The organism is Aeromicrobium panaciterrae (assembly GCF_039537165.1).
GTDB lineage: Bacteria > Actinomycetota > Actinomycetes > Propionibacteriales > Nocardioidaceae > Aeromicrobium > Aeromicrobium panaciterrae.
This window is the reverse complement of the sequence record NZ_BAAAZZ010000002.1, coordinates 2,150,164-2,172,446: the sequence shown is the minus strand read 5'-3', so window position 1 is coordinate 2,172,446 and position 22,283 is coordinate 2,150,164. Positions and strand designations below refer to the sequence as shown.

At 61.2% G+C, this 22,283-nt stretch carries 22 protein-coding genes; 8 read left to right on the top strand and 14 right to left on the bottom strand.

From position 1 onward, the window contains the following. The first annotated feature begins 227 nt into the window (after positions 1-227). Together ABD683_RS11425 and ABD683_RS11420 are read left to right on the top strand one after the other, a co-directional pair. On the top strand, positions 228-755 hold the full coding sequence (locus tag ABD683_RS11425; RefSeq protein WP_344770062.1) for a hypothetical protein: 528 nt from the start codon (positions 228-230) through the stop codon (positions 753-755). Further along, positions 752-1,891, top strand: a complete 1,140-nt coding sequence (locus ABD683_RS11420; protein ID WP_344770060.1) for a DUF262 domain-containing protein — start codon at positions 752-754, stop codon at positions 1,889-1,891. Before ABD683_RS11425 ends, ABD683_RS11420 begins: the two co-directional genes overlap by 4 nt. Here the strand turns inward: ABD683_RS11420 and ABD683_RS11415 are convergent. The 4 genes from ABD683_RS11415 to ABD683_RS11400 form a co-directional block, all read right to left on the bottom strand. After that, positions 1,888-3,000 (bottom strand): BsuBI/PstI family type II restriction endonuclease, encoded by a 1,113-nt coding sequence (locus tag ABD683_RS11415; RefSeq protein ID WP_344770058.1) that lies wholly within the window; start codon positions 2,998-3,000, stop codon positions 1,888-1,890. The two genes, ABD683_RS11420 and ABD683_RS11415, sit on opposite strands and share 4 nt — an antisense overlap. Then, positions 2,997-4,259 carry an Eco57I restriction-modification methylase domain-containing protein gene (locus ABD683_RS11410; RefSeq protein ID WP_344770056.1) on the bottom strand — a complete coding sequence of 421 codons (1,263 nt, stop codon included), beginning with the start codon at positions 4,257-4,259 and terminating at the stop codon, positions 2,997-2,999. Before ABD683_RS11410 ends, ABD683_RS11415 begins: the two co-directional genes overlap by 4 nt. 656 nt (positions 4,260-4,915) lie before the next feature. Continuing rightward, complete coding sequence (locus tag ABD683_RS11405) at positions 4,916-6,229, bottom strand: hypothetical protein (protein WP_344770054.1); 1,314 nt, start codon at positions 6,227-6,229, stop codon at positions 4,916-4,918. After that, entirely contained in the window at positions 6,222-6,590 is a 369-nt protein-coding gene (locus ABD683_RS11400) for a hypothetical protein (protein ID WP_344770052.1), read from the bottom strand. Before ABD683_RS11400 ends, ABD683_RS11405 begins: the two co-directional genes overlap by 8 nt. Before the next feature lie 235 nt (positions 6,591-6,825). On the opposite strand from ABD683_RS11400, the gene ABD683_RS11395 reads away from it, so the two are divergent. Continuing rightward, a complete protein-coding gene (locus ABD683_RS11395) occupies positions 6,826-7,683 on the top strand; it encodes a hypothetical protein (RefSeq protein ID WP_344770050.1) in 858 nt (285 codons plus the stop codon). A 68-nt stretch (positions 7,684-7,751) separates the two neighbouring features. On the opposite strand, the gene ABD683_RS11390 is transcribed toward ABD683_RS11395, so the two are convergent. From ABD683_RS11390 to ABD683_RS11365, 6 genes are all read right to left on the bottom strand, one after another. Beyond that, positions 7,752-8,477 carry a hypothetical protein gene (locus tag ABD683_RS11390; RefSeq protein WP_344770048.1) on the bottom strand — a complete coding sequence of 242 codons (726 nt, stop codon included), beginning with the start codon at positions 8,475-8,477 and terminating at the stop codon, positions 7,752-7,754. A gap of 296 nt (positions 8,478-8,773) precedes the next feature. Then, positions 8,774-9,292 (bottom strand): TetR/AcrR family transcriptional regulator, encoded by a 519-nt coding sequence (locus ABD683_RS11385; protein ID WP_344770046.1) that lies wholly within the window; start codon positions 9,290-9,292, stop codon positions 8,774-8,776. 15 nt (positions 9,293-9,307) lie between these two features. Further along, a complete protein-coding gene (locus ABD683_RS11380) occupies positions 9,308-10,240 on the bottom strand; it encodes a class I adenylate-forming enzyme family protein (RefSeq protein WP_344770044.1) in 933 nt (310 codons plus the stop codon). Further along, on the bottom strand, positions 10,237-10,764 hold the full coding sequence (locus ABD683_RS11375) for an AMP-binding protein (protein WP_344770042.1): 528 nt from the start codon (positions 10,762-10,764) through the stop codon (positions 10,237-10,239). Before ABD683_RS11375 ends, ABD683_RS11380 begins: the two co-directional genes overlap by 4 nt. A gap of 3 nt (positions 10,765-10,767) precedes the next feature. Then, on the bottom strand, positions 10,768-11,670 hold the full coding sequence (locus ABD683_RS11370) for an alpha/beta hydrolase (protein WP_344770040.1): 903 nt from the start codon (positions 11,668-11,670) through the stop codon (positions 10,768-10,770). A 3-nt stretch (positions 11,671-11,673) separates the two neighbouring features. Then, on the bottom strand, positions 11,674-12,657 hold the full coding sequence (locus ABD683_RS11365) for an enoyl-CoA hydratase/isomerase family protein (RefSeq protein ID WP_344770038.1): 984 nt from the start codon (positions 12,655-12,657) through the stop codon (positions 11,674-11,676). Between the two features lie 83 nt (positions 12,658-12,740). Here ABD683_RS11365 and ABD683_RS11360 point away from each other — a divergent pair, with 83 nt between their 5' ends. Then, entirely contained in the window at positions 12,741-13,451 is a 711-nt protein-coding gene (locus tag ABD683_RS11360; protein ID WP_344771597.1) for a TetR/AcrR family transcriptional regulator, read from the top strand. Here the strand turns inward: ABD683_RS11360 and ABD683_RS11355 are convergent. Next, positions 13,435-14,316, bottom strand: coding sequence for an SDR family oxidoreductase (locus ABD683_RS11355; protein WP_344770036.1), 882 nt, complete (start codon positions 14,314-14,316; stop codon positions 13,435-13,437). The genes ABD683_RS11360 and ABD683_RS11355 overlap by 17 nt on opposite strands. A gap of 60 nt (positions 14,317-14,376) precedes the next feature. Here ABD683_RS11355 and ABD683_RS11350 point away from each other — a divergent pair, with 60 nt between their 5' ends. Both ABD683_RS11350 and ABD683_RS11345 read left to right on the top strand, forming a co-directional pair. Then, the gene (locus ABD683_RS11350) at positions 14,377-15,369 is read left to right on the top strand and encodes an NADP-dependent oxidoreductase (protein ID WP_344770034.1); all 993 of its coding nucleotides are present in this window, start codon (positions 14,377-14,379) and stop codon (positions 15,367-15,369) included. Then, complete coding sequence (locus ABD683_RS11345; RefSeq protein WP_344770032.1) at positions 15,366-16,214, top strand: alpha/beta fold hydrolase; 849 nt, start codon at positions 15,366-15,368, stop codon at positions 16,212-16,214. The genes ABD683_RS11350 and ABD683_RS11345 overlap by 4 nt, the downstream gene beginning before the upstream one ends. A gap of 19 nt (positions 16,215-16,233) precedes the next feature. On the opposite strand, the gene ABD683_RS11340 is transcribed toward ABD683_RS11345, so the two are convergent. Genes ABD683_RS11340 through ABD683_RS11330 form a run of 3 tightly spaced genes read right to left on the bottom strand, consistent with a single transcriptional unit; the run spans position 16,234 to position 19,055 of the window. After that, positions 16,234-16,911: a DUF169 domain-containing protein gene (locus ABD683_RS11340; RefSeq protein WP_344770030.1), complete on the bottom strand. Its 678-nt coding sequence runs from the start codon at positions 16,909-16,911 to the stop codon at positions 16,234-16,236. Between the two features lie 28 nt (positions 16,912-16,939). Continuing rightward, positions 16,940-18,487 (bottom strand): linalool dehydratase/isomerase domain-containing protein, encoded by a 1,548-nt coding sequence (locus ABD683_RS11335; protein ID WP_344770028.1) that lies wholly within the window; start codon positions 18,485-18,487, stop codon positions 16,940-16,942. 1 nt (position 18,488) lies between these two features. Beyond that, on the bottom strand, positions 18,489-19,055 hold the full coding sequence (locus tag ABD683_RS11330) for a hypothetical protein (protein WP_344770027.1): 567 nt from the start codon (positions 19,053-19,055) through the stop codon (positions 18,489-18,491). Positions 19,056-19,187: 132 nt separating this feature from the next. On the opposite strand from ABD683_RS11330, the gene ABD683_RS11325 reads away from it, so the two are divergent. Together ABD683_RS11325 and ABD683_RS11320 are read left to right on the top strand one after the other, a co-directional pair. Beyond that, on the top strand, positions 19,188-20,762 hold the full coding sequence (locus ABD683_RS11325) for an MFS transporter (RefSeq protein WP_344770025.1): 1,575 nt from the start codon (positions 19,188-19,190) through the stop codon (positions 20,760-20,762). Between the two features lie 382 nt (positions 20,763-21,144). Further along, positions 21,145-22,283 (top strand): ABC transporter substrate-binding protein (locus ABD683_RS11320; RefSeq protein ID WP_344770023.1); only part of this gene is annotated, 1,139 nt, incomplete at its 3' end.

Here is a 22,283-nt window from a genome sequence, read left to right as displayed (position 1 = left end):
CCCGTCATCGTCATACCATTCTGGCACTGCGGCCCCGCACCCTCTTCCCCGAAGACGAGCGGGGCCGCGCCACGTCCAAGATTCCTGTTCGCTGCCTCTCTGACACAGACCAGCCAAGGGCGAGATTGAGTTTCGCGTCGCGAACAACTAGCCCCGAATAGCATGAAGTCCGCAATGCTGACTGTATGACCGGAGGGCTCGTGGCTAACGCAACATCCGATGCGTCTATGTTCGTTGACACCAACCTGTTCGAAGCGGTCCCCTTCATCTTCGGTTCTGACCAACCGGCCTACCTAACTTGGCGCCGTGAGGCAGCCAGGCTGCTCGAGGTCGATCCACGGAACCTGCTAATCGTTGGAAGTGGCGCACGCGGATTCAGCATCAAGAATGGCCGGGACTTCCGAGCGAGCTCGGACGTCGACCTCGCGGTTGTCTCCTCAACCCACTTCGACGCGGCGTGGTGGTTCCTGAGGACCACCAGTATCGGGACCCTGAAATGCACGTCAGCACAACGAGCGCACATCCGCGATTTCGCACCAAAATACGTCTACCGCGGATGCATCGCGACCGACCATGTCTTGCCACTTCTGCCGTTCGGAGCGTCATGGCAAAAAGCCGCGGCCCGACTTGGCAATGAACTACCCGCAAGCATCGGTTCGAGAGTCGTGAATTTCCGTTTGTATCGAGACATAGAAGCTCTTCGCGGCTACCAGGAATACTCTCACACGAAGTTTCCCGAGAACTGGAGTTCATGATGGGCCAGAACTATCTCGAGACCACTCACCAGTCGGTGAACTGGTTCAAAAACGCCCGAGATCTCGACCAGCTTGATATTGCGCCTTCGTTCCAAAGACGGCCCGTCTGGTCGCACAAACAGAAGAGTGACCTCATCGGAACCATTCTGCTCGGTTACCCAGTGCCAGAGCTGTACGTCCACGAGGTGATCTCTGGTGATGGCGACGAGCGTCACCGACTTGTCGATGGCCAACAACGAATACGCGCAGTCCTTGAGTACCTGGACGGAGAATTTGAACTCGTCGAGTCAGATAGCGTCCCGCAGGGCTATCACTACAAGGCGTTCGAGGACCTGGATAGCGACGCCCAAAAGACCGTCCGCTCATACAAGTTCGTCATCCGCACACTTAAAGACGTCGACGAAGTCGTCATCAAGGACATGTTCAAGCGGCTGAACCAGGGTGTGGTTTCCCTGAATGAGCAGGAGTTGCGTCACGCCACGTACGACGGAGAGTTCCTCAAGTTGATGGAGCAGGTTGCGGACCTTCCAATCTGGGCTGAATTCGGGATCTTCTCCGCCGACGACATCCGTCGGATGCGCGACGTCGAGACTGTGAGCGAACTTGCGGTCGCCTCACTAAACGGACCCCAGAACAAGAAGCTTTCTCTCGACAAGTGGTATCAAACGTACGAAGAGGACTTTCCTGAACGGGCGTCTTTAGAGACAACATTCGACACAGTCTTGACGCAGCTCCGCCAAGTGCTACCCGCGCTGAAGAAGACCCGTTGGCGCAAACGGAGTGACTTCTACACACTCTTTTGCGCTCTCTCGCGAATCGAGGGCCAGCTCCCGCTAGAACCGGAGCCCGCAGCGCGCGTGTTCAAAGCACTCCTCGAATTCGGTGTGCAGGTCGACGACGCCGTCCGCCAGTCGAACACGACAACACTCGGTCAAAACGAAACAGATCCGAGCGTCGAGGACGACGATCTTGATGTCGAGATCGATGAGGATGCTCCGGCTGAAGAGGCCGTGGCTGAGTTGCCCGAGCACGTTGTTCGGTACGCAGACGCGGTGGAACGCGCTGCTACTGACCTGGCCCGACGACGCGTGCGCGAGCAAATACTGCTCGGAGTGCTTACTACCGCGATTGGCTAGGAGCCTGAGTCTGTCGGCGATGCTTCAATCTCGCGCCATGACAGCTCGCGACCTGGCTCGGCAAGGAACCAGGCGTACGTACCGGCCGCCAGGTCTTTCAACCGACGTCGAGCCGAAGAACTGATTCGAGAACGAAATGCCGTCAGGTATTCGCAATCCTCGACGGGGATTCTGTTATCCGCTGCCCAAGCCTGCAATCGTTGCAAGCGATCTTCGCTAACGACTCCGTCGGAAGCAGAGACTTCAACGATCCAGAAGGTCACCGGTTGCGACCCGATGTCAGCAATGACCGCGTCCGGAAGCAGCGTTTGCGGATCGATCGTCACACCGAGTGACTTAAGACGAGCCGCATCCTGCAGATAGACCTTGTCACCGGGCTCGGAGATAGTCAGCACAACTGGGTCCGCCAATCGAGCTGGCGCCCATTCTTCGAGAACGCCCCGAAGGATCTGCGATGCTTCACCCGGCTCGAGCGAGCGCGTACCACCACCGGGCAGGCGTACCTCAATCTGATGCTCCTGCTGGCCGCGACCCGCTTCGGTCGCAATTCGCAACCGCTCACCAGGAGACATGTGACCGTCTCGCCAGGCCGTAACCGCATCATCAAACAGATCCTCGGTCAGATCAGGGTCGAACAGATCAGCAAAGGAATCGAGCAAAGCCCAAGCAGGCTTGCTGCTCGTTGACGGGATGTTGACGCGGCGGGCAACTGCGCCGAATGACTGCCATGCAGGAAATGTCTCGTCACGCACAGTTTCACGTGAGTTGTCGCGATACCACCTAGCGTCTCTCGCAATCCCCCAGGATTCATGGAGGTCTTCAACCGCGCTGCGCCCCTTGCCGCCAAGCGCCGCAGCTCGCCAGCTGACACGACTCGCTTCATCTTCGCGCGCATAGACCTCGTCAGAAAGCCACAGCACGGTGGTCGGCCTAAGCCAACCCGTGTTGTCAGCCGAGTCAGCATCGTCCGTCCGGATCGCATCCGTATACAGCATGGCCGCGATCGCAGCAGCCGCAAGGGGGCTGGAAAGCACCGGGTCGAAGGCGTCGCGCGGAAAGAGAACCGACAGACGCTTGGAAATTTCGTCACGAGCTAGGAGCGGTCTCATCGATTCGGCCCGTAGGCATCGGCGACTGCCCGTTCGAGATCAACGCCCCGCAGGCTCTTCCATTCAGCAAGCACGTCGGCCGGCGGGAATGGAACCGCGCCAATCTCGTACGCGGATACTGCAACTGAACCAGACAATGAACGCACCACACGGTCGACCGTCTCGGTCGCAAGCACAGCCGCCAGAGTGTCCAAATCAAGTAGCGGGTTCTCAACAACCGGATGCAAGACATTGACGTGATTCTCAACCACCACACGCCCGCCCCAAGCCGTCAACGTTGTGTCGTCGAGCCGAGCTGTCACAAGGCGACGAGTTTGTTCCGGTGCCGTCGTCCTCTGTACCAAAACGGCGGGCGCAGTCCGGACCATGAAGGCATCCGCTTCGTTAGGTCGTAATTTCAGATATCGCATGGCATTGCGCGACTTATCCTGGTGCAGTTTCCCATCCTCGATATCGCCCGCCCAGACAACCTTGACGCTATCTCTGTGTGGTCGGGCCTTGAGGTCAGCGGCTCTACGATTCCAAACGAGAGGACCAGTCGAGCAGGCATAGCCCAGGTCAACCAGCCGCAGGGGCAGCGTCGCGGCTGCGGCAGCTACGACAGCATCGTCGGCGCGCCGAGGAAGCAGCCAAGGCAGTTTTGTAGTCGGCACTTTTACTCTCGCCACAGACTGTGCGTGTCCGTTGACCGCCATTACGCCTGTGAACTGTTTCTTGCGTCGACCAAATGTGACCAAGCATGTCTCTTGCAGCACAGACTCGAACGCATCGCGCTCGACCACGAATGCGACGTTGAGAGGTCGAGCATTCGTTGCGAGATAGCTACGCAAGTTCTCGAAATAGCGTCCTGAGGTAAAGCTTGTCGGCACTAGAGCGGCGAGCACGCCGTACTGGTCCAGATCCTCAACGGCGGCTGCCATGAAAAGGCTGTACAGATTTGCGTGGCCATACAACACATGAGCCCAGCGCTCACGATCTTCGACTGAGAGGCGCACTCGTCCGTACGGGGGGTTCTGCAATTCGACTCGTGCGGCGCGTTCGCCAGTAACAAGCCCATCCCCACAAGTCACAAGGGCAGGTATCGGCTTCTTCTGTCGATCCGACACGGCCGCGAGTAGCGGCAGCGCTTCGGAGGCCAAGATGACGTTAGCGAGCCATGCGGCGTTCGGGTCGAGCTCAATTCCCGCGATCGTCTCAGGCAACGCGGCAAGCGCCAGAGCAGCATGCGTTCGAACTGATGCCTGCACGTGTTCACGCATCGGCGGAACTAGCAGCGCCCCAGCACCGCAAGCTCGATCTCGCACGAGGAACGTAAGGCGGCTGCCTTGCGGCGGCAGACCCACGTCCTTGCGCGTCAGCTTCCAAAGGTGCTGAGCGAGGCCTGTTGGCGTGTAGTGACGACCATGGCGAGCGCGCACGCCAGCATCAAGGCTCTGCACGTACCTCTGTCCAAGCTGCTCCGAGGAGAGTGCATCTAAGTCTGGCGCGTCGTCGCTCGACTCCAAAATAGACCTTGGGATCGCCGCATCAACGGCGAACTCGACATCGAGCCAGGCACCAGCGAGTCCTACTTCTCTAGCTCTCGCGGTCCACCATGCCGGGACCGCCGAGAGGACAAGCCGTGTCGCCTCAGAGATTGCTCCGGCCGGATCATCTGAGGCCAGTTCCCGGCGGCTGCCACGAGGCCCGAGATCTCGCACTGAGTGTAGGAGAGTCACCACTTCATCATGCCGTAGCGATCCGACATGAACCGTCGCAAATCACGTACGTAGACAGACAAGTTGTTCGAAGTCTATGAACCAGTTCTTCGGTGAAGTGCACACTCAGGAATGGCCTCAGACTACGTCCCGGCCGTGCAGCTTGGCGTCTGTTCGTAGTACGCAGAGGCCGAGCCGCGTCGGTGAGGCGACCGCCACTACCGTCGGACCGACGGCGGGTGTTCGCCGGCTGCGGAACGTGGTGGCGGCCCCTGGGTTCGAGTCGTTGGCGTAGCCGGTCGCGAATCAGCGGGTGAAGTGCGTCGGAGAGCATCCAGTCCGGCTGTGCGGCTGAAGGCCTCATCGGCGCTGGAAAGACAGCGGTCTGCCGGATCCTCAAGGAGGTGGCGTGCCTGTGACGGAAGGGTCACGATGCGCCCCTTTCGGATCGCCTCAGCGGGCACGACCGTCTCCGTTTGGAGCGGAAAGTGCTCGCTGACGACTCTCGCGATCGCTCTGGCGGGACCGGAGATCGCTTCGTCACGCAACAGGTCGCGCGCTGTCGCGGCAACCGTGACTGACGACGCCAGGTGGTCGCTGATGGTGCCGAGGATCCCGCGGGCATCTCCTGGATCAGGGACATGTGCGAATTGCTCGAACTGGGTGCGCAGGTCGACCGCTGCGACAAATAGTGACTGAGGCACCGGTGTCCGGGCCTGCCAGAACTCTGCGGCCACCCCTTGAAGGGCTGTCCATGCCTCAGCGGAGTCCGTCAGGACCGGGGCGAGACGTTGGTGGGTCACGAAGTCGATCACTCCCAGTTTCGCTGCCCCGTCAACGAACTGTTTGAAGGCGTGCACTGATTGAGCTTGCTGGTGAGCAACTACGTGAAGGACCCCGGTAGAGCGGTCTCCGAGTAGGGCTCGGTGTGCCTCGACATCCCACGTGGCGACCGCTTGTCTCAGTGCGCCGGCCGGTGTGTTCGGCGCGCCGATCGGCAGGTGGAGTCCACCGGCAGCGAGTTGTTCAACAGCGTTGAAGCGCTTCGCTGTCGCAGACGAGACCTCGCCCCAGGCGTGGTGGGACTCCCAGGAGGTTTGGGGACTGAAGCGTAGGTCGTAGTTCACGTCCCGGGCCGATTCGCCAACCATTCGCGACATCAACCAGAGTGTTTGCAGGACGAGCAATCTGGCCTGGGTGGCGTCCTCAGGTGTCATCGTGGTGAGTTTCCGTGATCCCGCTGCTTTGTCGAATCTGGTTGCCAGGTCTGCGAGAACCGGGTCGCTTCGTCCAGCACCTGGCCACACCAAGGGATCGGCTGACACCGAGATGGAGCGTGCGTCCAAGGCGATGCGCTCGACCACGGTGTCGTGCAACGCGTCGGATGCCGGCATTGCTGTCATGAGACGGTGGGCCGCGGTTGCTGTGATCGGCCAGGTCCTGACCAGGGCCCGAGCATCACGCGGATGACCGTACTTGGCGCGGCGTGCGGTCAAATGTGCCTCGCCTAGTTGCTCGACGACGCTACTCATGACGCCTCAGCACAGCGCAGATCGTCCCGACCCAATCCAGCAACCTCAACACACCGAGGTCCTCAAGGCCGACAATCTGTTCATTCATCAACTCGTAGGCCTTCGTGGCCAACGTGAGAGGCGGAGTCTCGAGGTCAAAAGCGGGATCCGTGCCGCGATGTTCAAGGGCCACGAAGTGCGCCGCCTCGGCCGTCCCCCACAACGCCATCGACGAGGCGTCGCTCAAGTCGTGTGCATGCCGTATGTCCATGCCCGACATGTCCATGAGGCGTGTCTGCTCGTACAGCGACGCGAGCAGGTCACCCGCTCTCATGATCGCGTCCTCCAGTTCGGGACTGATCGCTGAGCCGATGTTCGTCATGGGAATCTCCTCTTGATAGGTGCAGCACTCACCTTCGGCTGACCTGCACCTTCGCGCCTAGAACATCTGGCATTTCTGTGGACAACGCTGCAGCGGTCATGGACATGTGGACAAAATCCCCTTCCCTACCTTTTGTCGGCAGGTCGGATCAGACTCTGATCAACAAAGGTCACGAGATGAGCTTCGAGACGACATACGTACTCGAGAACGATCCAAAACAGGAAGGTGATTCGTCGTGAGCAAATGGCTGCTGAAAGCGGCGTGTGTCAGTCCGGCATTGGTCGCGAGTACAGCACTCGTAACGTTCGTGGTCGGTCCGGCCCTCCCAGTGTGGGCTGGCAACACCCTGTTCTGCGCGGGCCTTCTCATCCTCGGTACGCTGCTTGTCGGAGTTGGGGAGCCGACTGCCGTGCGGTTGCTCTTCGCTGCAAGAAAGCTCGACGGAGTCGAGCAGACCGCTCTTTCGCCGGTTCTGACAGAGCTCTGCCACCTCGAGCTGGGCCCTCCGCTGGTGACGCTTCTGGTGTCGAGGCAGCATGGGTTGTCGTCGGCTGCGATTGCACAAGGTCGGCGAACGATCGTGCTTTCACCTGAGCTGGTCCACGCGATCGTCACCAGGCGGATGCCACCAGCCGAGGCGACTGCCGTTGTCGCTCATGCTTGCCTGGTCGCCCGTTCCGGCTTGAACCGTCAGAACCCGGCGATCGCGTTCTGGTCTACTCCGTGGAGCATGCTGTCGTGGCTCGTTCGACCACTGGGACCGTTGTTGAGGTTCGCTTGGAGGATCCGATTCGTCGTTGCTGGCGTCGCGATCTGGCAGAGCGCGACAAGCGGGCCGCCTATCCGCGGCGCCATGACCGGTGGTGCGGTTGCAATTCTCTTGGTGCTCACTTACCTGATGCCTCGGTGGTCGGCTTCATGGGAGAGGCAGGTCGCGGGCACCGGCGATCGAGAGCTCAAATCTTTGGGGCTTGCGTTCGGCATGGTTTCATTCCTACGCCGGTGCCCGCAGACAATGGCGGTGATCGAACGCCTGCAGCTTCTCGACCCTCCCACGATCGAGACACCTCGACTGCGGCTCGTCGGATCCTGAAATCGTCAAAAACCTCCATGGCGTGCACCCAGTTGGCCACCCTGCATGCCATGGGTAGAGGCGCCGGGTCAACGAGCCCAAGAGTCGCCCTGCTGGTGGGTCATAGGACCAGGCTGACGCGGATCCATCTGTGACCCGGCAGGCGATCCTGGTGCCACTCTGGATTGGCCTGCTGCCTCGAGTTCAACAGCCTCCGACTCAACTTGCTCGATGCCTTCAACCCCGCTGGTGATCGTTGGCAAATCCTCTACCACCCGGAACACTGAGCGGCGTGCGTTCTCCAGACGGACTGCTGCCTGGTCGATGCCTTCTTGCGCGAAATCGGGCAGGTACGGATTGCCCGGTAACGAGCCGGAGATACGCGCCAACGCTTGGCCGACATCATGCAGAGCCATCCCGGTGCGGCGAGTCTCCTCATCGGCGACGTCGACAGCGTGCGAGAGAGTGCGCGCAGTTTCCGGAGCCATGCATCCATCGATCGCTGCGCGTGCGATCGCCAAATCCGCCTGAATGAGAGCCGCCTGTACATCCGCCAGCTGATCGGTCGTATGAATGCCGATCGCGCGACGAATGTCCTCGGCCTGGTCAGTGACAACTCGGCCGCTCGATCGGCTGTCTGCCATCAGGTGCACCGCCTTCTCGAGGTCGAGCAGATCGCCCTGGCGTCGACCTAAACCGGCCTGCAGCGCCTCGGCCTGATCTGTTGCCAACCGTAAACGAGCCAATACAAGATCTGTGTCCACCATGGCCTTTCCTCCTTTGATGCGTTGCACACCAAAGGTCAGGAAACGCACCGTGAGTGGACACACAATTCAAAGAAGTTGGGACAAGTTCGATGCCGTTCACGAGCGCGGACCACAACTGCGTCGTCCTACGGGTCGTCGGCTCGAGACTCCCCAGATAGTCGCCTAGGAGCACCCCTTTGTTGAGGTCTCGGACTGCAGGCCTGTTAGTGTCGGCGACCCTTTCATCGCGAGTGACTGACTAGAGCATTTTTCCCTGCGATTCCAGTTCCACTGGTGCCGCAGATTGCATCGATTCTCACCGCGGGGGTGCGCCGGGGGTGCGCGTCGTGAGGATCGAAATTGACCTAGGACTGCTGCTCTGCCAAATCCATCAGGTCCAAAGAAGCCAAGACCGTCGTCAGCGTCATGCGCGCGAACAGCTCTCCTACTTGGTCTGGTCCGGAGTCGATCAGGCGATCGATCTCTTCCCACATCCCCCTGAAGCTGGCCTGTACAGACAATCGAGCGGCAGAGTCGTAGGCGACTCCCCAGATGTGCACCTGTCTGCGGAGGGCACCCGCGTCCTGGTGCAACAGACGCGAGACGACTTCGCCTATGGCTTGTCTAGAACTCATATCAGGCGGGCCGGCAACAACTGACGAACGGAGCAACGCCACCATGTCGTCCGTGTGCTGAGCGATGACCGAATTGAGCAGTCCGGATTTCGAGCCGAACAAAGTGTGTACGTACGCCGCAGAGACATCCGCCCGCCGAGCGATATCGGCAACCGAAATGGCATCCCAGCCGGCGTCACCAAGCTGCTCTAGCGCCGCCGCTACGACGCTCGCGCGCCTCTCTGCCGCCGACTTCCTTGAGTGGGACATCCCAGCGCGCCAGAACTAGGAGCCAACTAGCACAGAATGCAGTGACTTCTTGTCTAGCTTTCCGACTGCGTTCTTCGGCAGAGCCTCGAGCACGTGAATCGCCGTGGGCCTCTTGTAGCCGCTCAACGATTCCTTGCACCGCCCATTTAGAGCGGCAATGTCGACCGACATTCCGGGTCGTGGCTGGACGAAGGCGACAACAACTTCGCCCCAGGTCTCGTCGGGAATGCCGATCACTGCTGCCTCAAGGACTGTCGAATCAGCGGCCAAGACATCTTCGATCTCCTTGGGGTAGATGTTCTCGCCGCCCCGGATGATCATTTCCTTGGAGCGTCCGACCAACGTGAGGTAGCCATCGGCATCGAGATATCCGACGTCGCCGGTGTGGAGCCAGCCGTCAATGAGCACGTCAGCTGTCTCCTCGGGACGGCCGAGGTAACCCCGCATGACGTTGGGTCCGCGCACGACAACTTCTCCTGTTTCGCCATCAGCCACGCAGCGGCCGTCAGCGCCGCGGATCTGAAGTTCCTGCCCCGGAAACGGCGACCCAACCGTGCCAGCTTTGCGAGGTCCGGCGAGTGGATTGATCGTGGAGCCGCAGGTCGCCTCCGACAACCCGTAGCCCTCGATCAGCGGGAATCCGTACCTGGCTTCAAACCTGGTGAGCAATTCCTCCGAAGCGGGAGCTGCGCCGCATACGGCGTAGCGGACCGAAGAGGTGTCTGGTCGTACCGCGTCGGGGAGGGCAGCGAGCATCGAGTAGATCGTAGGGACCGCGCTGAAGAAGGTCGGACGGTGTTCCTCAAGCGTGCCGAAGAACGTCTCGGGGTTGAAACGCTCTGCGATCACGACGCTGGCGTCGGCTCGCAATGAGGTGAGGATGCTGAGCACGATGCCGTTGACATGGAACAGGGGCAGGATCAGGAGGCACCGGTCGTCTGACGTCACCTCGAGTGCCTGCTACCCATCTCCGTCATTGCGTCGAGATTGGCGTGGTCGAGCATGACGCCCTTGGGTGTGCCCGTCGTGCCTGATGTGTAAATGAGTAGTGCAAGCGCTTCAGCGTCGGCGTGCGGGGCACCATCGGGGACCGAGTCGCCTTGCCCGAGCCTGCCCACTTCTAGTCGTGGGACCGTGCCAATTGCAGGTATGCCGTCCTCGACCACCATCAGGCGTGCTCGCGAATCGTCTAGCTGTCGCGCAACTTCGAGGTCGGTCAAGGCTGGGTTGACTGGTGTGATGGTTGCACCGATACGCCATGCCGCAAACAGCAAGATCACGAACTCGACGCGGTTGGTGAGTTTCAGCGCCACGACATCACCCGCGTTGATCCCCAGATCGCTGAGCTGACTTGCGGCCATCTGGACGTGGACGAAGAAGTCCCCATTCGTGAGGGTTCGCCTGCTGTCCGCCAGGGCCGGGTCATCGGGGTGAGTCGCGGCCCGCCGATCCGGGAGGGTCGAAAAGGTCATGACTCAGCCCTTCAGATGACGGATCAGAAACTCCAGCTGATGAGCGACTGCCGTTTCGAACGCCTCACCGAGGTAGATGTCGAAGTGTCCAAAGTCGTAGGTCTTGATTTCACCCTTCGGCGCCGTTCGCGCGTACTCGAGCGTCTGTTTTGGAGGAGCGACCGAGTCATGGTCACAGACGCAAAAGAGGATCGGCATGGCGACCTTCTTGGCGTAGCGTCCAGGCCGGTAGGCCGTGATGGTCGGCACCACGCGAGCAGCCACCTCGTTGATCAAAGTGCCGCCCTTCGGCACCAGGGCGAAATACCCTGACTTGGCGTCCGGGGCAGTCATGAGCGCCTTGTCACCAGGATCGCCGGCCAGAGCAATTCGCACGGGTTCGGCTCGGCGAACGCCGGCGAACAGGTCTCGCGCCACAATCGGCAGCATTCCCATCGACCGTCGAGGACCGAGCACCCGTGCAGCGGCGATGCCGTCCGTGAACGGGCACTGTGAAACAGCGGCCGCAAGCTCAGGATGGCGGGCCGCAACGGTTATGGCGTGCCCACCCCCGAAGGAACTGCCCCAAACGGCGATCTTGGAGGTGTCCACGTCCGAGCGGGATTTCACATGAGCGATCGCCGCATCCCAGTCCGCGAGCTGTCGCTTGATGGAGAGCAACTGGCGTGGCTCACCGCTTGAGTCGCCGAAGTGGCGGTACGTGAAGGCGAGAGATGCGATTCCCGCCGCGGCAAACCGCTCGGCGAAAGCGCCGAGACGCATCTCTCGAGTTGCTCCGAGCCCGTGACCCAAGATGACAATCGGTGGGGCTTCGACGCCATCGGGCAGGTACAGCCATGCAGCGCATGTGTCCTCCCCCGACGAGAACGAGACGTCGTGGCGGGTGAACGTGTGAAGGTTGCTCATTTCCTACCCCCCCGCTCCAACAGAGTTGGCGCTGCCCACCCCGCGAGTCGTGCCGGACTCCAAGATTTCCTCGTAGCCACCCGGGAGGTAGAACGGCAATTCGCCAGCTTCCTCGGTGTTGGCCATGTAGTCGAGCATCAATTCTTGGCCAATCTTGGACAGCGCGGTGGTGAGGAACTCTGTACTTTCGACATGGAGCCCGTCGGTCAGCGACATCGAGCCACCGAAGTAGACCGCGCGCTTAATCGATGCCCGTGACTCCTTCGCTCGCGAGCCAAAATGTTCGCCGAGTTCAATCGCGCGCGACAGCACCTGATCAGGGGCAACTACGTCGTCGACTGCGCCGTTTGCCAACGCCTCGGCTGGCGTAAACGGCTTGCCTTCGAGAATGGCAACGAGCGAACGATGTGTGCCGACGAGTCGGGTCAATCGCTGGGTTCCACCGCCACCAGGCATGATTCCCAGCAAGACTTCGGGTTGGCCGATAAATATGTCATCACGGTCAGCCATGACTCGCATGTCATTGGCCCAACTGAACTCGGCACCCAGACCCAGCGCGGATCCGTTGAGCGCCGCGATGAAGATGACTCCGCTGCGATTCATTTTCAGGAATGTCCGGTGAAGTCGTTCCAGTTGCACAGCTGGCCACAGTGGCGTTTTTCCGAGCAGCGGCTTCATTCCTCCCGTGCGGTTGACGCCCTTGGCGGTACGCGAGAGTGCCGACGCGCCTTTGCGACCAACCGATGGCACCTTGGCGCCACCTTCTTGTAGCCAACGAACTTCCGCGTGGCTGACAAACCGGTCCGGATGAGTGCCGGTGAATACGACGGCATGGATATCTGGGTCAGCGTCGGCCCGATCAACCAACGCATCCAGCTGCTCAGCGATCTGGTTGCCGAACAAGCCGAGCGGGCCTCCGTCGATACGCGCGACCAGCACGGACCCGTGGTTCTCGACGTCGAGATTGCCTCTGACTTCTGTTGCCATGACTGAATCCTTGGTGGGTGGAATGTGCTAACGTCGCCAGAATAACGAGGTTATCCTCAAAGAGCAAGCATTTTCAGGTGGCGATGCATGACCCGGCCACGACCGATGCAAATATGAGATCCATGGCGGAGGAACCGATGCCGAGCGGCATTCCAGAGCGCTTGATAGAAGCGACCATCAGCTTGCTGGCGTCCGAGGGCCCCTCTGCCATCAAGGCCCGGACGGTCGCCGCGGAGGCAGGCATGTCGACGATGGTTGTCTACAGCCATTTCGGAGGCATTCCCGAGCTCCTCCGCGCCACGGTCGACTACGGCTTCGACGAGATGCGGCGGGGCTTCGAAGAAGCAGAGAACACCAACGATCCGATCGCCGACCTCTTTGGCATGGCTCTCGCGGCTCGTGCCATGGCGCGAGCCAACCCCCACCTTTACGACGCCATGTTCGGACTGTCCAACCGAGCTACCTACAGGCCAACTCGCGGCAAGCCTGAAGTCCTGAGCGGCCACTCCCCAGCGTTTCAGTCGGCGTACGCGCACCTCACCGGCGCATGCGAACGGCTCGCAGCCTCGGGCCGAGTTGCTGACATCGATCCGGTGGCGGTGGCCGCAGCATTGTGGAGCTTCGTCCATGGATACATCACGTTGGAGCTGGCCAACCACTTCACTGAGTTCGACGACCCCGTGAAAGAAGTCTTCCTCCAAATGGGTGTGACATTCTGCGTCGGGCTCGGAGACGACCGCGCATCCTCTTTGGCATCCCACGAGAAGGCGCTAAACCTTAGTCTTGCGCGTTGATACTGGGCGTCACTTGATCGTTGCGGCCCAGTTCGGCAATTTCACGCTCGAGCGTGGGCACCCACTTCGCGGCGAAGCGCCGTGACCAAGGCCATGCCGCAGGAGAGCTCAGAAGAGCCTTGCCCCAACCTGCAGCGCCCACGGCTTTCGGCACGTAGACCCTGGAGCGTCGACGGATGAGCCCACTCACGATCGCATCGGCCGCCTCGCCGACTCGAGTCGTGACGTTGCCCGGGTAAGGGAGATCTTTGCGCATGTCTGGAAACGACGGCAGATCCAACTCGGCACCCTTGACCAGGTCTGTCTCTATCCAGGATGGGTGTACCAAGCCAACGGTGATGCCCAGATGCGCGACTTCTTGGCGATAGGCAAGTGCGAGCATCTCGACGCCAGCCTTGCTTGAGGAATATGAGGACATCGCCGGCAGTGCAAGGAATGACAGTGCCGACGCGATAACGACCGCATGCCCCTTGCTTCGTTCAAGATGTGGCGTCGCGTACTTGAGAGTACGAAAGGTGCCATTCAGATTGATGTCGATGACGCGCTCGAAGACCGCTTCATCCGCGTGGCGCACGGTTCCATACGACACGATTCCTGCGTTGGCGACGATCACATCGATACCCCCAAGGGTCGCCGCACAACCGTCGATCGCCGCTCGGAGTGAGGCGCCGTCGCGTACGTCGGCTTCCTGCCAGGTCGCCATCGGGCCCAGGTCTCTGGCCAGCGCCGCAAGGCGTTCGGGCTCCAGTCCAATGAGACCGACTGACGCCCCGCGTGCGGCCGCCTGACGAGCTACTTGCTCGCCAATGCCGCGTGCCGCGCCCGTGATGACAAGTCGCTTTCCGGCCAAGTTCTGATTCACCATTCGGCGACAATAACTTGGTTATAGTAGAGTTTGCAACACAATCAATGAAAGTAGGAAGACATGAAAGCGTTCATCGTGAGCAAGTACGGCGAAGACACGCTGCAGGCAGCCGAAGTTCCGACTCCCACTATCGGTCCTCGCGACGTACTGGTGGCAATCCGGGCGGCAAGCATTAACCCTTTGGACAAGATGGTGCGCAACGGAGAATTCAAGCAGCTCCTCAAATACAAGCGGCCCTTCGTACTCGGCCATGACGTTTCTGGCGTCATCACCGAGGTGGGCGCAGGAGTCCAAAACTTCAAGATCGGCGACGAGATCTACTCTCGCCCCCGCGACCTTCGCATCGGAACCTTCGCTGAATTCATCGCGATCCACGAAGACGACGTCGCACTCAAGCCAAACACCCTGTCATTTGAAGAGGCCGCGGCCGTACCGCTAGTAGCTCTGGCCGCTTGGCAGACCTTGGTCGAACTTGCCCAGCTGCAACCGGGACAAAAGATCCTGGTCCACGCTGGTGCAGGCGGCCTCGGCTCGACCGTGGTCCAGCTTGCAAAGCACCTCGGCGCCTACGTCGCGACGACGGCGCACACGACCGAAATGGATCGAGCCCACGATCTGGGTGCAGACGAGGTCATTGACTTCACCAGCAAGGACTTCTCGGACGTCATCGCTGGATATGACGTCGTGCTCGACTCGCTCGGCGGGGCCAACCTCAGGAAGTCCCTAACCGTGCTCAAGCGTGGGGGTCTGGCGATCAGCGTCGTAGGCCCGCCAGACCCGTCGTTCGCAAAACAGCTCGGCCAGCCGTTCTTGGCGCCGGTCATGGGACTGCTGAGTCGCAAGATCCGTCGCAAGGCCAAAGGCCTTGGAGTGCGCTACTCGTTCTTCTTCATGAGAGCCAGCGGCAAGCAGTTGACCGAACTCGCCGCACTGTATGAAGTCGGCGCTCTTCGGCCAGTAGTCGACCGAACCTTCGATTTCGACGAGACCGCCGAAGCATTGACCTACGTCGAGCAGGGCAGGGCCAAGGGCAAAGTCGTGGTCACGCAATGACCGACGTCACGGATACAGTCACCGCCAGGACTGCACCGACTCTGAAGATGCGAGCCAGTGGGACCCAGTTCACCTACCGCGACCTCGGTCCGCGAGCCGGGATTCCACTAGTACTCCTTCACCATTTCACCGCGACAATCGACGACTGGGACCCCGACTTCATAGACGGGATTGCTGCGGAGCGCCGCGTCATCCTGTTCGACAATCGCGGTGTCGGAGGCGCTCCTGGTCGGGTACCCACCACAGTTGAGGCCATGGCTTCGGACGCAATCTCGTTCATCCGTGGTCTGCACATCCAACAAGCCGACATTCTTGGATTCTCACTCGGCGGCTTTGTCGCGCAGGTCATCGTTGAGCGCGAGCCCAACCTCGTCCGAAAGGTCATTTTGGCCGGTACCGGACCAGCGGGCGGCGACGGCGTCGGGCAGTCCAACCGCCGTATGGCGGGTGATTCCATACGCGGACTGCTCACGCTCAAAAACCCCAAACCGCTGCTCTTCTTCACCCGAACCAACGCCGGGAAAGTGGCAGCGGCGGACTACATGCGGCGGCTTCAACTTCGAACGGCCGACCGGGTCAAGCCGACGTCCGTACGCAGCGCGGTGCGCCAGCTTCTCGCCATCAGGCGCTGGGGATCGCAGGAGCCGATGAGACTCGAGCAGATCGCCCATCAAGCCTTGGTCGCCAACGGTGAGGACGACCGGATGCTCGCGACTCGTGCTTCGTTCGAGCTGGCCCATCGACTGCCCAACGCGAGCCTGGTGATTTACCCCGATGCTGGCCACGGCGGAGTTTTCCAGCATCGCGATCGCTTCATTCCGGCCGTGCTGGACTTTCTGGACTGATCACCACCCCGCGCTTCGCCTACGCGTGCGCGAAATTCCGGGCCAAGTCGTCGGCCGCAAATTCGCTCACGACCCGATCGGCAGTGGTCGACGCCTTGAGCCGATCAAGCACCTCCTGCAGATCGCTGGCGGGGATAGCACAGGTCATCGCATCGGCGGGCAGGTTGGTCCGCGTCCGACTGACAGCGCAACCCGGGCTAACCGAAATCGTGCCAGCCTGCGCTAGAGGAACAATTGCGCACTGTGGCTTGCCAGTAAGGGCGAGCCCTGGGACAGCGCCCATGAGCGTCATCAAGGATGTCGACGAGAGTCTGACCAAAACGACGTCGGGGCTGATCGACTCGGTCAATGGCTCGTATGTGATCGACGTCGGCACGAACGGGACGGCCGGAGCCGCCAGCAAGTCGGCCTCGCCTACCCAGCCACTCGAGACAAGAGCTGCCGTGTCCTCGCCGCTAGCAGCGGTCGCCAGCGGAATGAACCCATGGGTGTAGCTCCCGACGCTGCAATGTGCATGGTCAACAGCTTGCGTGGTGATTCGAGTCTGTTGCGCAGGCTCCCAGAAGCAGCAGCCGGCAGGTTGCGGCGACGGACGTGAGTCGACCGCGCGTTCCGTTGCGTCGAATGTGATGGCGACAGGTGCTTCGGTCAGGTCGAGAAGGTCTGTCAGGCGGGCGGAGATTTCGGAGAGGTTCATGTTCGTTGTCCTTAACTCGATGATGGATTCACTTGTAGGTCACTTCGATGTGGAGATCGTCGATCAGGACGTCGACCACAATCGAGCTGTCATCGACGCGTTGCCAGGAGTCGTGATCGCGGCCATCAACCACGACCGCAACGATGGCGCCTGCAGGGAGTCGATCGACTTTGAAGGCTGTGGGTGTCCCGCGTAGTGAAGGCGTCGCCGCAAAAGTGTCAATTTCGAGCACACGCCGCGCAACGTCGTGGTGGGTGCGTCTCACACCGACATTGGGATAGTCCAAGTCGCGGATCGTCGGCTCGTTGTGAACCGAGAGCCTTGGCTGGGTGAAGACCCGTGACCAGGCTCCCGGCTCGGCGCACTCGATCATCATCATCGTTGCGTTGATCTGACCTCTGGGGAATTCCTCGTCAAGTCCGAGCCAATAGGCGAAGCGGGATTGGTCTGCCCCAAAGAACCGGGGCTCGAACTGAGATTCAGATATCTCGCGGAGGCGGCTCCAGGTCGACATGTCCCCCACTTCTCGCGCCATCCACATTGCGGTCGAGAGAAGTTGCGGATCGTCGGCCAACTGCACGACGGGAACGTCGGGGTTGCTCCATCCCAGCTGACGCATCGCGGACTCGTACAGCTCCGTACCGAGTTCGGGGTCCTGTGGGTATAGGTAGTGAAGCAAGACCAGCGCGCTATACCCGTTGACGGCGCCGGGAAACGTCATCGTCACGTCCTCGATCGGGTCGTAGTAGAACGCCACCCAATCGATGCGCCCTCCTTTATCGCGGCCCATGTAGTGCTTCTTGGCGAACCCAATCCAGTCAACGAACGAGTTGTTCACGTCAGACCCAAGCACCGAGTCATACAGCTGAAGCCCAAGGCCCGCGGCGCTCATGCAGAACGGCCAGATCTTGGTGTTCTCGCAGTGCGCACCCTGCGGTCGGGCCGTCAGTTGGTCGGATATGAAATGAGCGATGCGCTCGTGCGTCCAGGTGAACTGGCGGTTCTGGTAACCCGACACTTCAAACGAAGACGACTCCGACGACTCGCCTGATATGTAGCGACGCATGCTGAGAAGGAGGTTGAGCCACCCGCGATAGAAGAGGTTGCCATCGCATCCGACGGGGTCTGGTTGTAGACCCCAGGGCTCGATGCCATTGCCGGTCCAACCTGGGAGCGCGTACCTGCCGCGCAGTTGCTCGGGAACAACCCCGAGCCACTCAGGCGGATAGCGGTCGACATTGGGGTCTGGGCCGATCAACGTGTTCCAGTCAATGCCTCCCCAGAAGGCCACGTACCTATTGATGAGCTCATCGAGAATGCGCTCATAACCCTCACGCCATGCGGGCGTGGCCTCGAGCATCATCGGGAGGACATATCCCATCTCAGCCAGATCGAACCGCGGGAACGCGCACATCGGCGGCTCGCTGTAGCGGTCCCACCAGCGATGCGGCTCGCCCTGATCGGACCAGTCGTCCGGGGTGGTCGCCTTGTCCCACATGAATCGGAGCCAGCCGAGAGATCGATCGTTGAGCCCACGCGCTGCAGTGGTGGTCTCCATGGACAATGGCGTCGTCATCTCACGGCTCCGGCATCGGTTCGTCAGTGGCGGCGCGAACTTGATACAGCGTCGATCGAGCACGCCACCCTGCGGTCCAAGCCGGGTCAAGGCGCGAAACAGCTGGCTCGCGAATGATGGTCTCGCGACCCGATGCGGCAGGATCGTGGGCAAGGTACGCATCCGGCAAACGGTGCCGCGGACCGCTCGGCCTGCCGAGTTTGACGAATTTGCGAGTCAGCCCGTGGAACCACAACACGACGAAGGTGCTGCCTTGAATCTTGACGGTTCCTCGCTGCATACCCTCGACGACTCGGTCCACAGTGTGTCGCGATACCAAGGCGCGCAGTGCGAACTGGCTCGATTCGAAATGCAGCGAACAATCGGCGTCCACAGCTCGCCCACTCTTGGTGACCGCTCGTCGACGAGGAGCGTCGAATTTCCAGTGCCGGGCCACATTTTCGCCAGCGCTGACCTCGAGGGTCATAGTCTTGGTGATCTGCGAACGAAGCGACGGCATGAACCTCGATCCCACCGCGATGCACGTGCCAAGCAGCCACAGCAGAAGGCGCAATCCGAGGTCCGCCATTGAACACACCTCCGACAGGTGGCGAAGCAGACGTCCAGCCGCTTCTACCATTCACCAACTCGCATCAGCATAACCTTGTTATTGTCGCTGTCAAGGGACACGCCCCTCTGGCGGAGAGCTTGACTGCCGTTTGTGCCGCGGCACAGTTGCAACCGTGAATCTCGGTGGCCTGAGATCTACGGCTGGGGGGCGCGGGTGAATAGCGTTACGCGTGCCACCGCTTCTGTATGGCAGTTGAACGAGAATGAGCCATCGACATGGGTAAATCCTGGGCGCTCCACGCGCGCACGATCACCCATCTCCGAAACCGGCGTCGGCCAGCACCGACGTCCACAGAGAGATCTCAGTGAACCAGATCGAAGTACATACCTGCCTGGTGCAGGACGACGACGCGGTCACGAGCGACCTCAACAGCGATCGACGCATCGGGTTCAATCCTCCCGATCACGCTCTGTGAGCGACCTCACCGGCAAGCCGACCGGCGCCGGGAGTCGACAGCGGCGTGCCATCGACGCCAGTGCGGGCGCCGATCGGTCGCACTGGGCAGCCGTTATAGCGGTCACTGCAGCAAGCTTCGCTCTTGTACTGTCCGAATTCGTACCTTTGGGGATGCTGGACGTGCTGAGCGAGGACCTCGACGTGTCCGAGGGGACCGCCGGCCTATTGATCGCGCTCCCCGGACTCGCCGCCTGCGTCGGCGCGCCGGTTGTGACGGTGCTGGCGGGTCGGATGGATCGGCGGCGACTGCTGCTGTTGCTGTGCACGGCGGTCCTGCTCTCGAATGTATGGGTTGCGCTGTCTCCGTCGTTCGAGGTTGCCCTCATCGGTCGCGCGGTGCTGGGAGCTGCCGTGGGCGGTTTCTGGACCATGGGTCCCCCGACGGCGGGCCGCATGGTGCTGCCCGAGTTCTCAACCCGAGCCACGTCATTAGTCGTCGGCGGGATCGCCATGGCGACGGTGGCGAGTCTGCCGGTCGGCAACTGGATCGTCTCGTTCGCGAACTGGCGCTGGGCTTTCGTGCTGACCGCTGCCTTCGCACTGATCGCTCTTCTGGCCGAGTTCGTCACGCTCCCTTCGATGCCGACACTGTCACCCGTGACGATCGCTGATCTGGGTCAGGTCTTCTCCAACCCACAATCACGTCGTTGTGTCGCCATCACGTGTGCGGTCTTCACTGCGCACTTCGCCACATACTCGTACATCACGCCATACCTAAATCAGAGCGGTATCTCCGACCAGGCTGTCCCGACTGTGTTGCTCGGATTCGGGCTGGTCGGCGTCGCCAGCAACTTCGTCGGAGGTTGGATCCTCGACCGTCGGCTTCGGCTGGTCGTATCTGTCGTAATGTTGCTCGTTGGCGGTGCCCTGATGGCTCTCGCGCTACCGAGTCGACCTGACGCCGTCACGGTCCTGTTGATGGCTGCGTGGGGTATCGCTTGGGGTGTGCTCCCGCTGAGTCTGCAGGTCTGGATTCTGGCGACTGCGCCGCGGGCTCGCGATGGAGGGCAAGCCATGTTTGTCTCGGTGCTTCAGCTTTCACTCGCCGCGGGCTCGGCAGTCGGCGGTCTGATCGTCGATGGCCCGGGAATCCGGGCGGATTTCGCTCTGAGCGGTGCCATCCTGGTGATCGCTGGTGCGGCCGCGACTGTGTGGCTCAAGGGCGTCCAGACGCGATCGCCCGCTGATTCGGCCGTTTCCGCGGCCTGATAGGACGACGACGCGACTTGTTGCGACAGCAGCGGGGTTGTGTCATCGAGCCTCAAGCAACGCTGCGATGTTGCTGTTCCGATGCCGACGAGACAGCACCGCAACGTAACTGATGTGTTGACTAGTGTGCGGCCACACATCTAGGACGAAATCACTGGAGCCCGGCATATGGAGCGGCCGGTGTGACCGGTGCCACACTCATCGAGGTCGAGCGGCGTGCTGCTGCCGACCCGCACCGTCTGCTCGCCACCGAGCACCGACCAGATGAGGTTCGTCAATGAATCGTCCACCCGGTAACCCCGACCACCACACGGCAGCCCCTGACACCCGGGGCAGCATTGCCTCTACGGCGGCTGTTCGTCAGCGCCGATCACGGCGCCGTGTGCTCACCGTAGCCTTCGCCCTCGCGTCGCTGCTCATGGCCGCCGCGTGCGGCGGTGGCTCCGACGACAACAACGCATCCAGCGGCGGGAAGAACCGTGCGACGGGCGCACCGATCAAGATCGGGCTGCTGAACCCCGTTAACGGTGGCGCGAGCGCTCCGGGCGCCACGCAGGGCGTGAACGCCGGAGTGGAGTTCGTGAACGCCGACCTCGGCGGCGTCGACGGGCACCCGATCGAGATCATCAGCTGCGATGTCGACGCCCTGTCCCCCGAGACCAACATCAATTGCGCCAATCAGCTGGCGAAGTCTGGCGTCGTGGCCGTGATCGACGCGTACAACCCGGCAGCCGGGGCGACTTTGCCGATCCTGCAGTCCGCCAAGATCCCGATCATCGGACCGCTGGCCTTCAACCCGGCCCTCGGCGCAGAGCCAGACGGCAGGGTTTACTTCGGACCGCCAGCGGCGGCCTTCCTGCTGGGTGCGATGGAGTCGATGAAGGCTCAGGGCTACTCCTCCATCACCCTTGCCAACCTCGATGATCCCTCTGGGCACGAGACGATCGATAAGATGCTGGTACCGCTCGGTAAGCAGATCGGCCTGACCGTCAAGGGTGTCTACTTCCAGGCCACGAACCCCAACTTCAACGTCCTGGCGTCGACCATCAAGTCGACCGACGCCGACGTCGCCGGTCTCCTGGTCACACTCAACGAGGCCATGTGCACCAACTTGTTCGAGTCCCTGCTCAAAGTGGGCTTCAAGGGTGTGCCGTTCATGGCGTCGTGCAGCGAGTTCCTCGAGCGTGTCGGCGCCAAGGCCGTCGGGGCTCAGACCTACTCCTCGATCTGGCTCCCGCAGGCGAAGGACTCGGCGCCGGCTGACGTCAAGAAGAACCTGGACATCGCACAGAAGTACGTCGATGCCCAGAAGGGACCGAGCGACTGGAACGCGTATGCCGCCTTCTCCACGATCGTCGACTTCACCCGGACTGTGTCGGCCGCTAAGCCGGCCGAACTCACTGGCCCGACCGTGCTCACGGCGCTCAAAGCGGTGAAGGGCTACCAGTCGTTCTTGGGACCGGTTCTGGACTGCGGTGGCGCGACTAGCCCCAACTGCACCACGGAGATCTTCAACTTCAA

Bases quoted from the DNA above. Each gene is read 5' to 3' on its own strand.
- ABD683_RS11420 (WP_344770060.1), top strand. From the start codon at position 752: ATGATGGGCCAGAACTATCTCGAGACCACTCACCAGTCGGTGAACTGG.
- ABD683_RS11415 (WP_344770058.1), bottom strand. From the start codon at position 3,000: ATGAGACCGCTCCTAGCTCGTGACGAAATTTCCAAGCGTCTGTCGGTT.
- ABD683_RS11365 (WP_344770038.1), bottom strand. From the start codon at position 12,657: ATGGCAACAGAAGTCAGAGGCAATCTCGACGTCGAGAACCACGGGTCC.
- ABD683_RS11340 (WP_344770030.1), bottom strand. From the start codon at position 16,911: ATGAACCTCTCCGAAATCTCCGCCCGCCTGACAGACCTTCTCGACCTG.
- ABD683_RS11405 (WP_344770054.1), bottom strand. From the start codon at position 6,229: ATGAGTAGCGTCGTCGAGCAACTAGGCGAGGCACATTTGACCGCACGC.
- ABD683_RS11330 (WP_344770027.1), bottom strand. From the start codon at position 19,055: ATGGCGGACCTCGGATTGCGCCTTCTGCTGTGGCTGCTTGGCACGTGC.
- ABD683_RS11375 (WP_344770042.1), bottom strand. From the start codon at position 10,764: ATGACCTTTTCGACCCTCCCGGATCGGCGGGCCGCGACTCACCCCGAT.
- ABD683_RS11360 (WP_344771597.1), top strand. From the start codon at position 12,741: ATGCATGACCCGGCCACGACCGATGCAAATATGAGATCCATGGCGGAG.
- ABD683_RS11370 (WP_344770040.1), bottom strand. From the start codon at position 11,670: ATGAGCAACCTTCACACGTTCACCCGCCACGACGTCTCGTTCTCGTCG.
- ABD683_RS11335 (WP_344770028.1), bottom strand. From the start codon at position 18,487: ATGACGACGCCATTGTCCATGGAGACCACCACTGCAGCGCGTGGGCTC.
- ABD683_RS11350 (WP_344770034.1), top strand. From the start codon at position 14,377: ATGAAAGCGTTCATCGTGAGCAAGTACGGCGAAGACACGCTGCAGGCA.
- ABD683_RS11410 (WP_344770056.1), bottom strand. From the start codon at position 4,259: ATGCGTGAACACGTGCAGGCATCAGTTCGAACGCATGCTGCTCTGGCG.
- ABD683_RS11355 (WP_344770036.1), bottom strand. From the start codon at position 14,316: ATGGTGAATCAGAACTTGGCCGGAAAGCGACTTGTCATCACGGGCGCG.
- ABD683_RS11345 (WP_344770032.1), top strand. From the start codon at position 15,366: ATGACCGACGTCACGGATACAGTCACCGCCAGGACTGCACCGACTCTG.
- ABD683_RS11425 (WP_344770062.1), top strand. From the start codon at position 228: ATGTTCGTTGACACCAACCTGTTCGAAGCGGTCCCCTTCATCTTCGGT.
- ABD683_RS11400 (WP_344770052.1), bottom strand. From the start codon at position 6,590: ATGACGAACATCGGCTCAGCGATCAGTCCCGAACTGGAGGACGCGATC.
- ABD683_RS11385 (WP_344770046.1), bottom strand. From the start codon at position 9,292: ATGTCCCACTCAAGGAAGTCGGCGGCAGAGAGGCGCGCGAGCGTCGTA.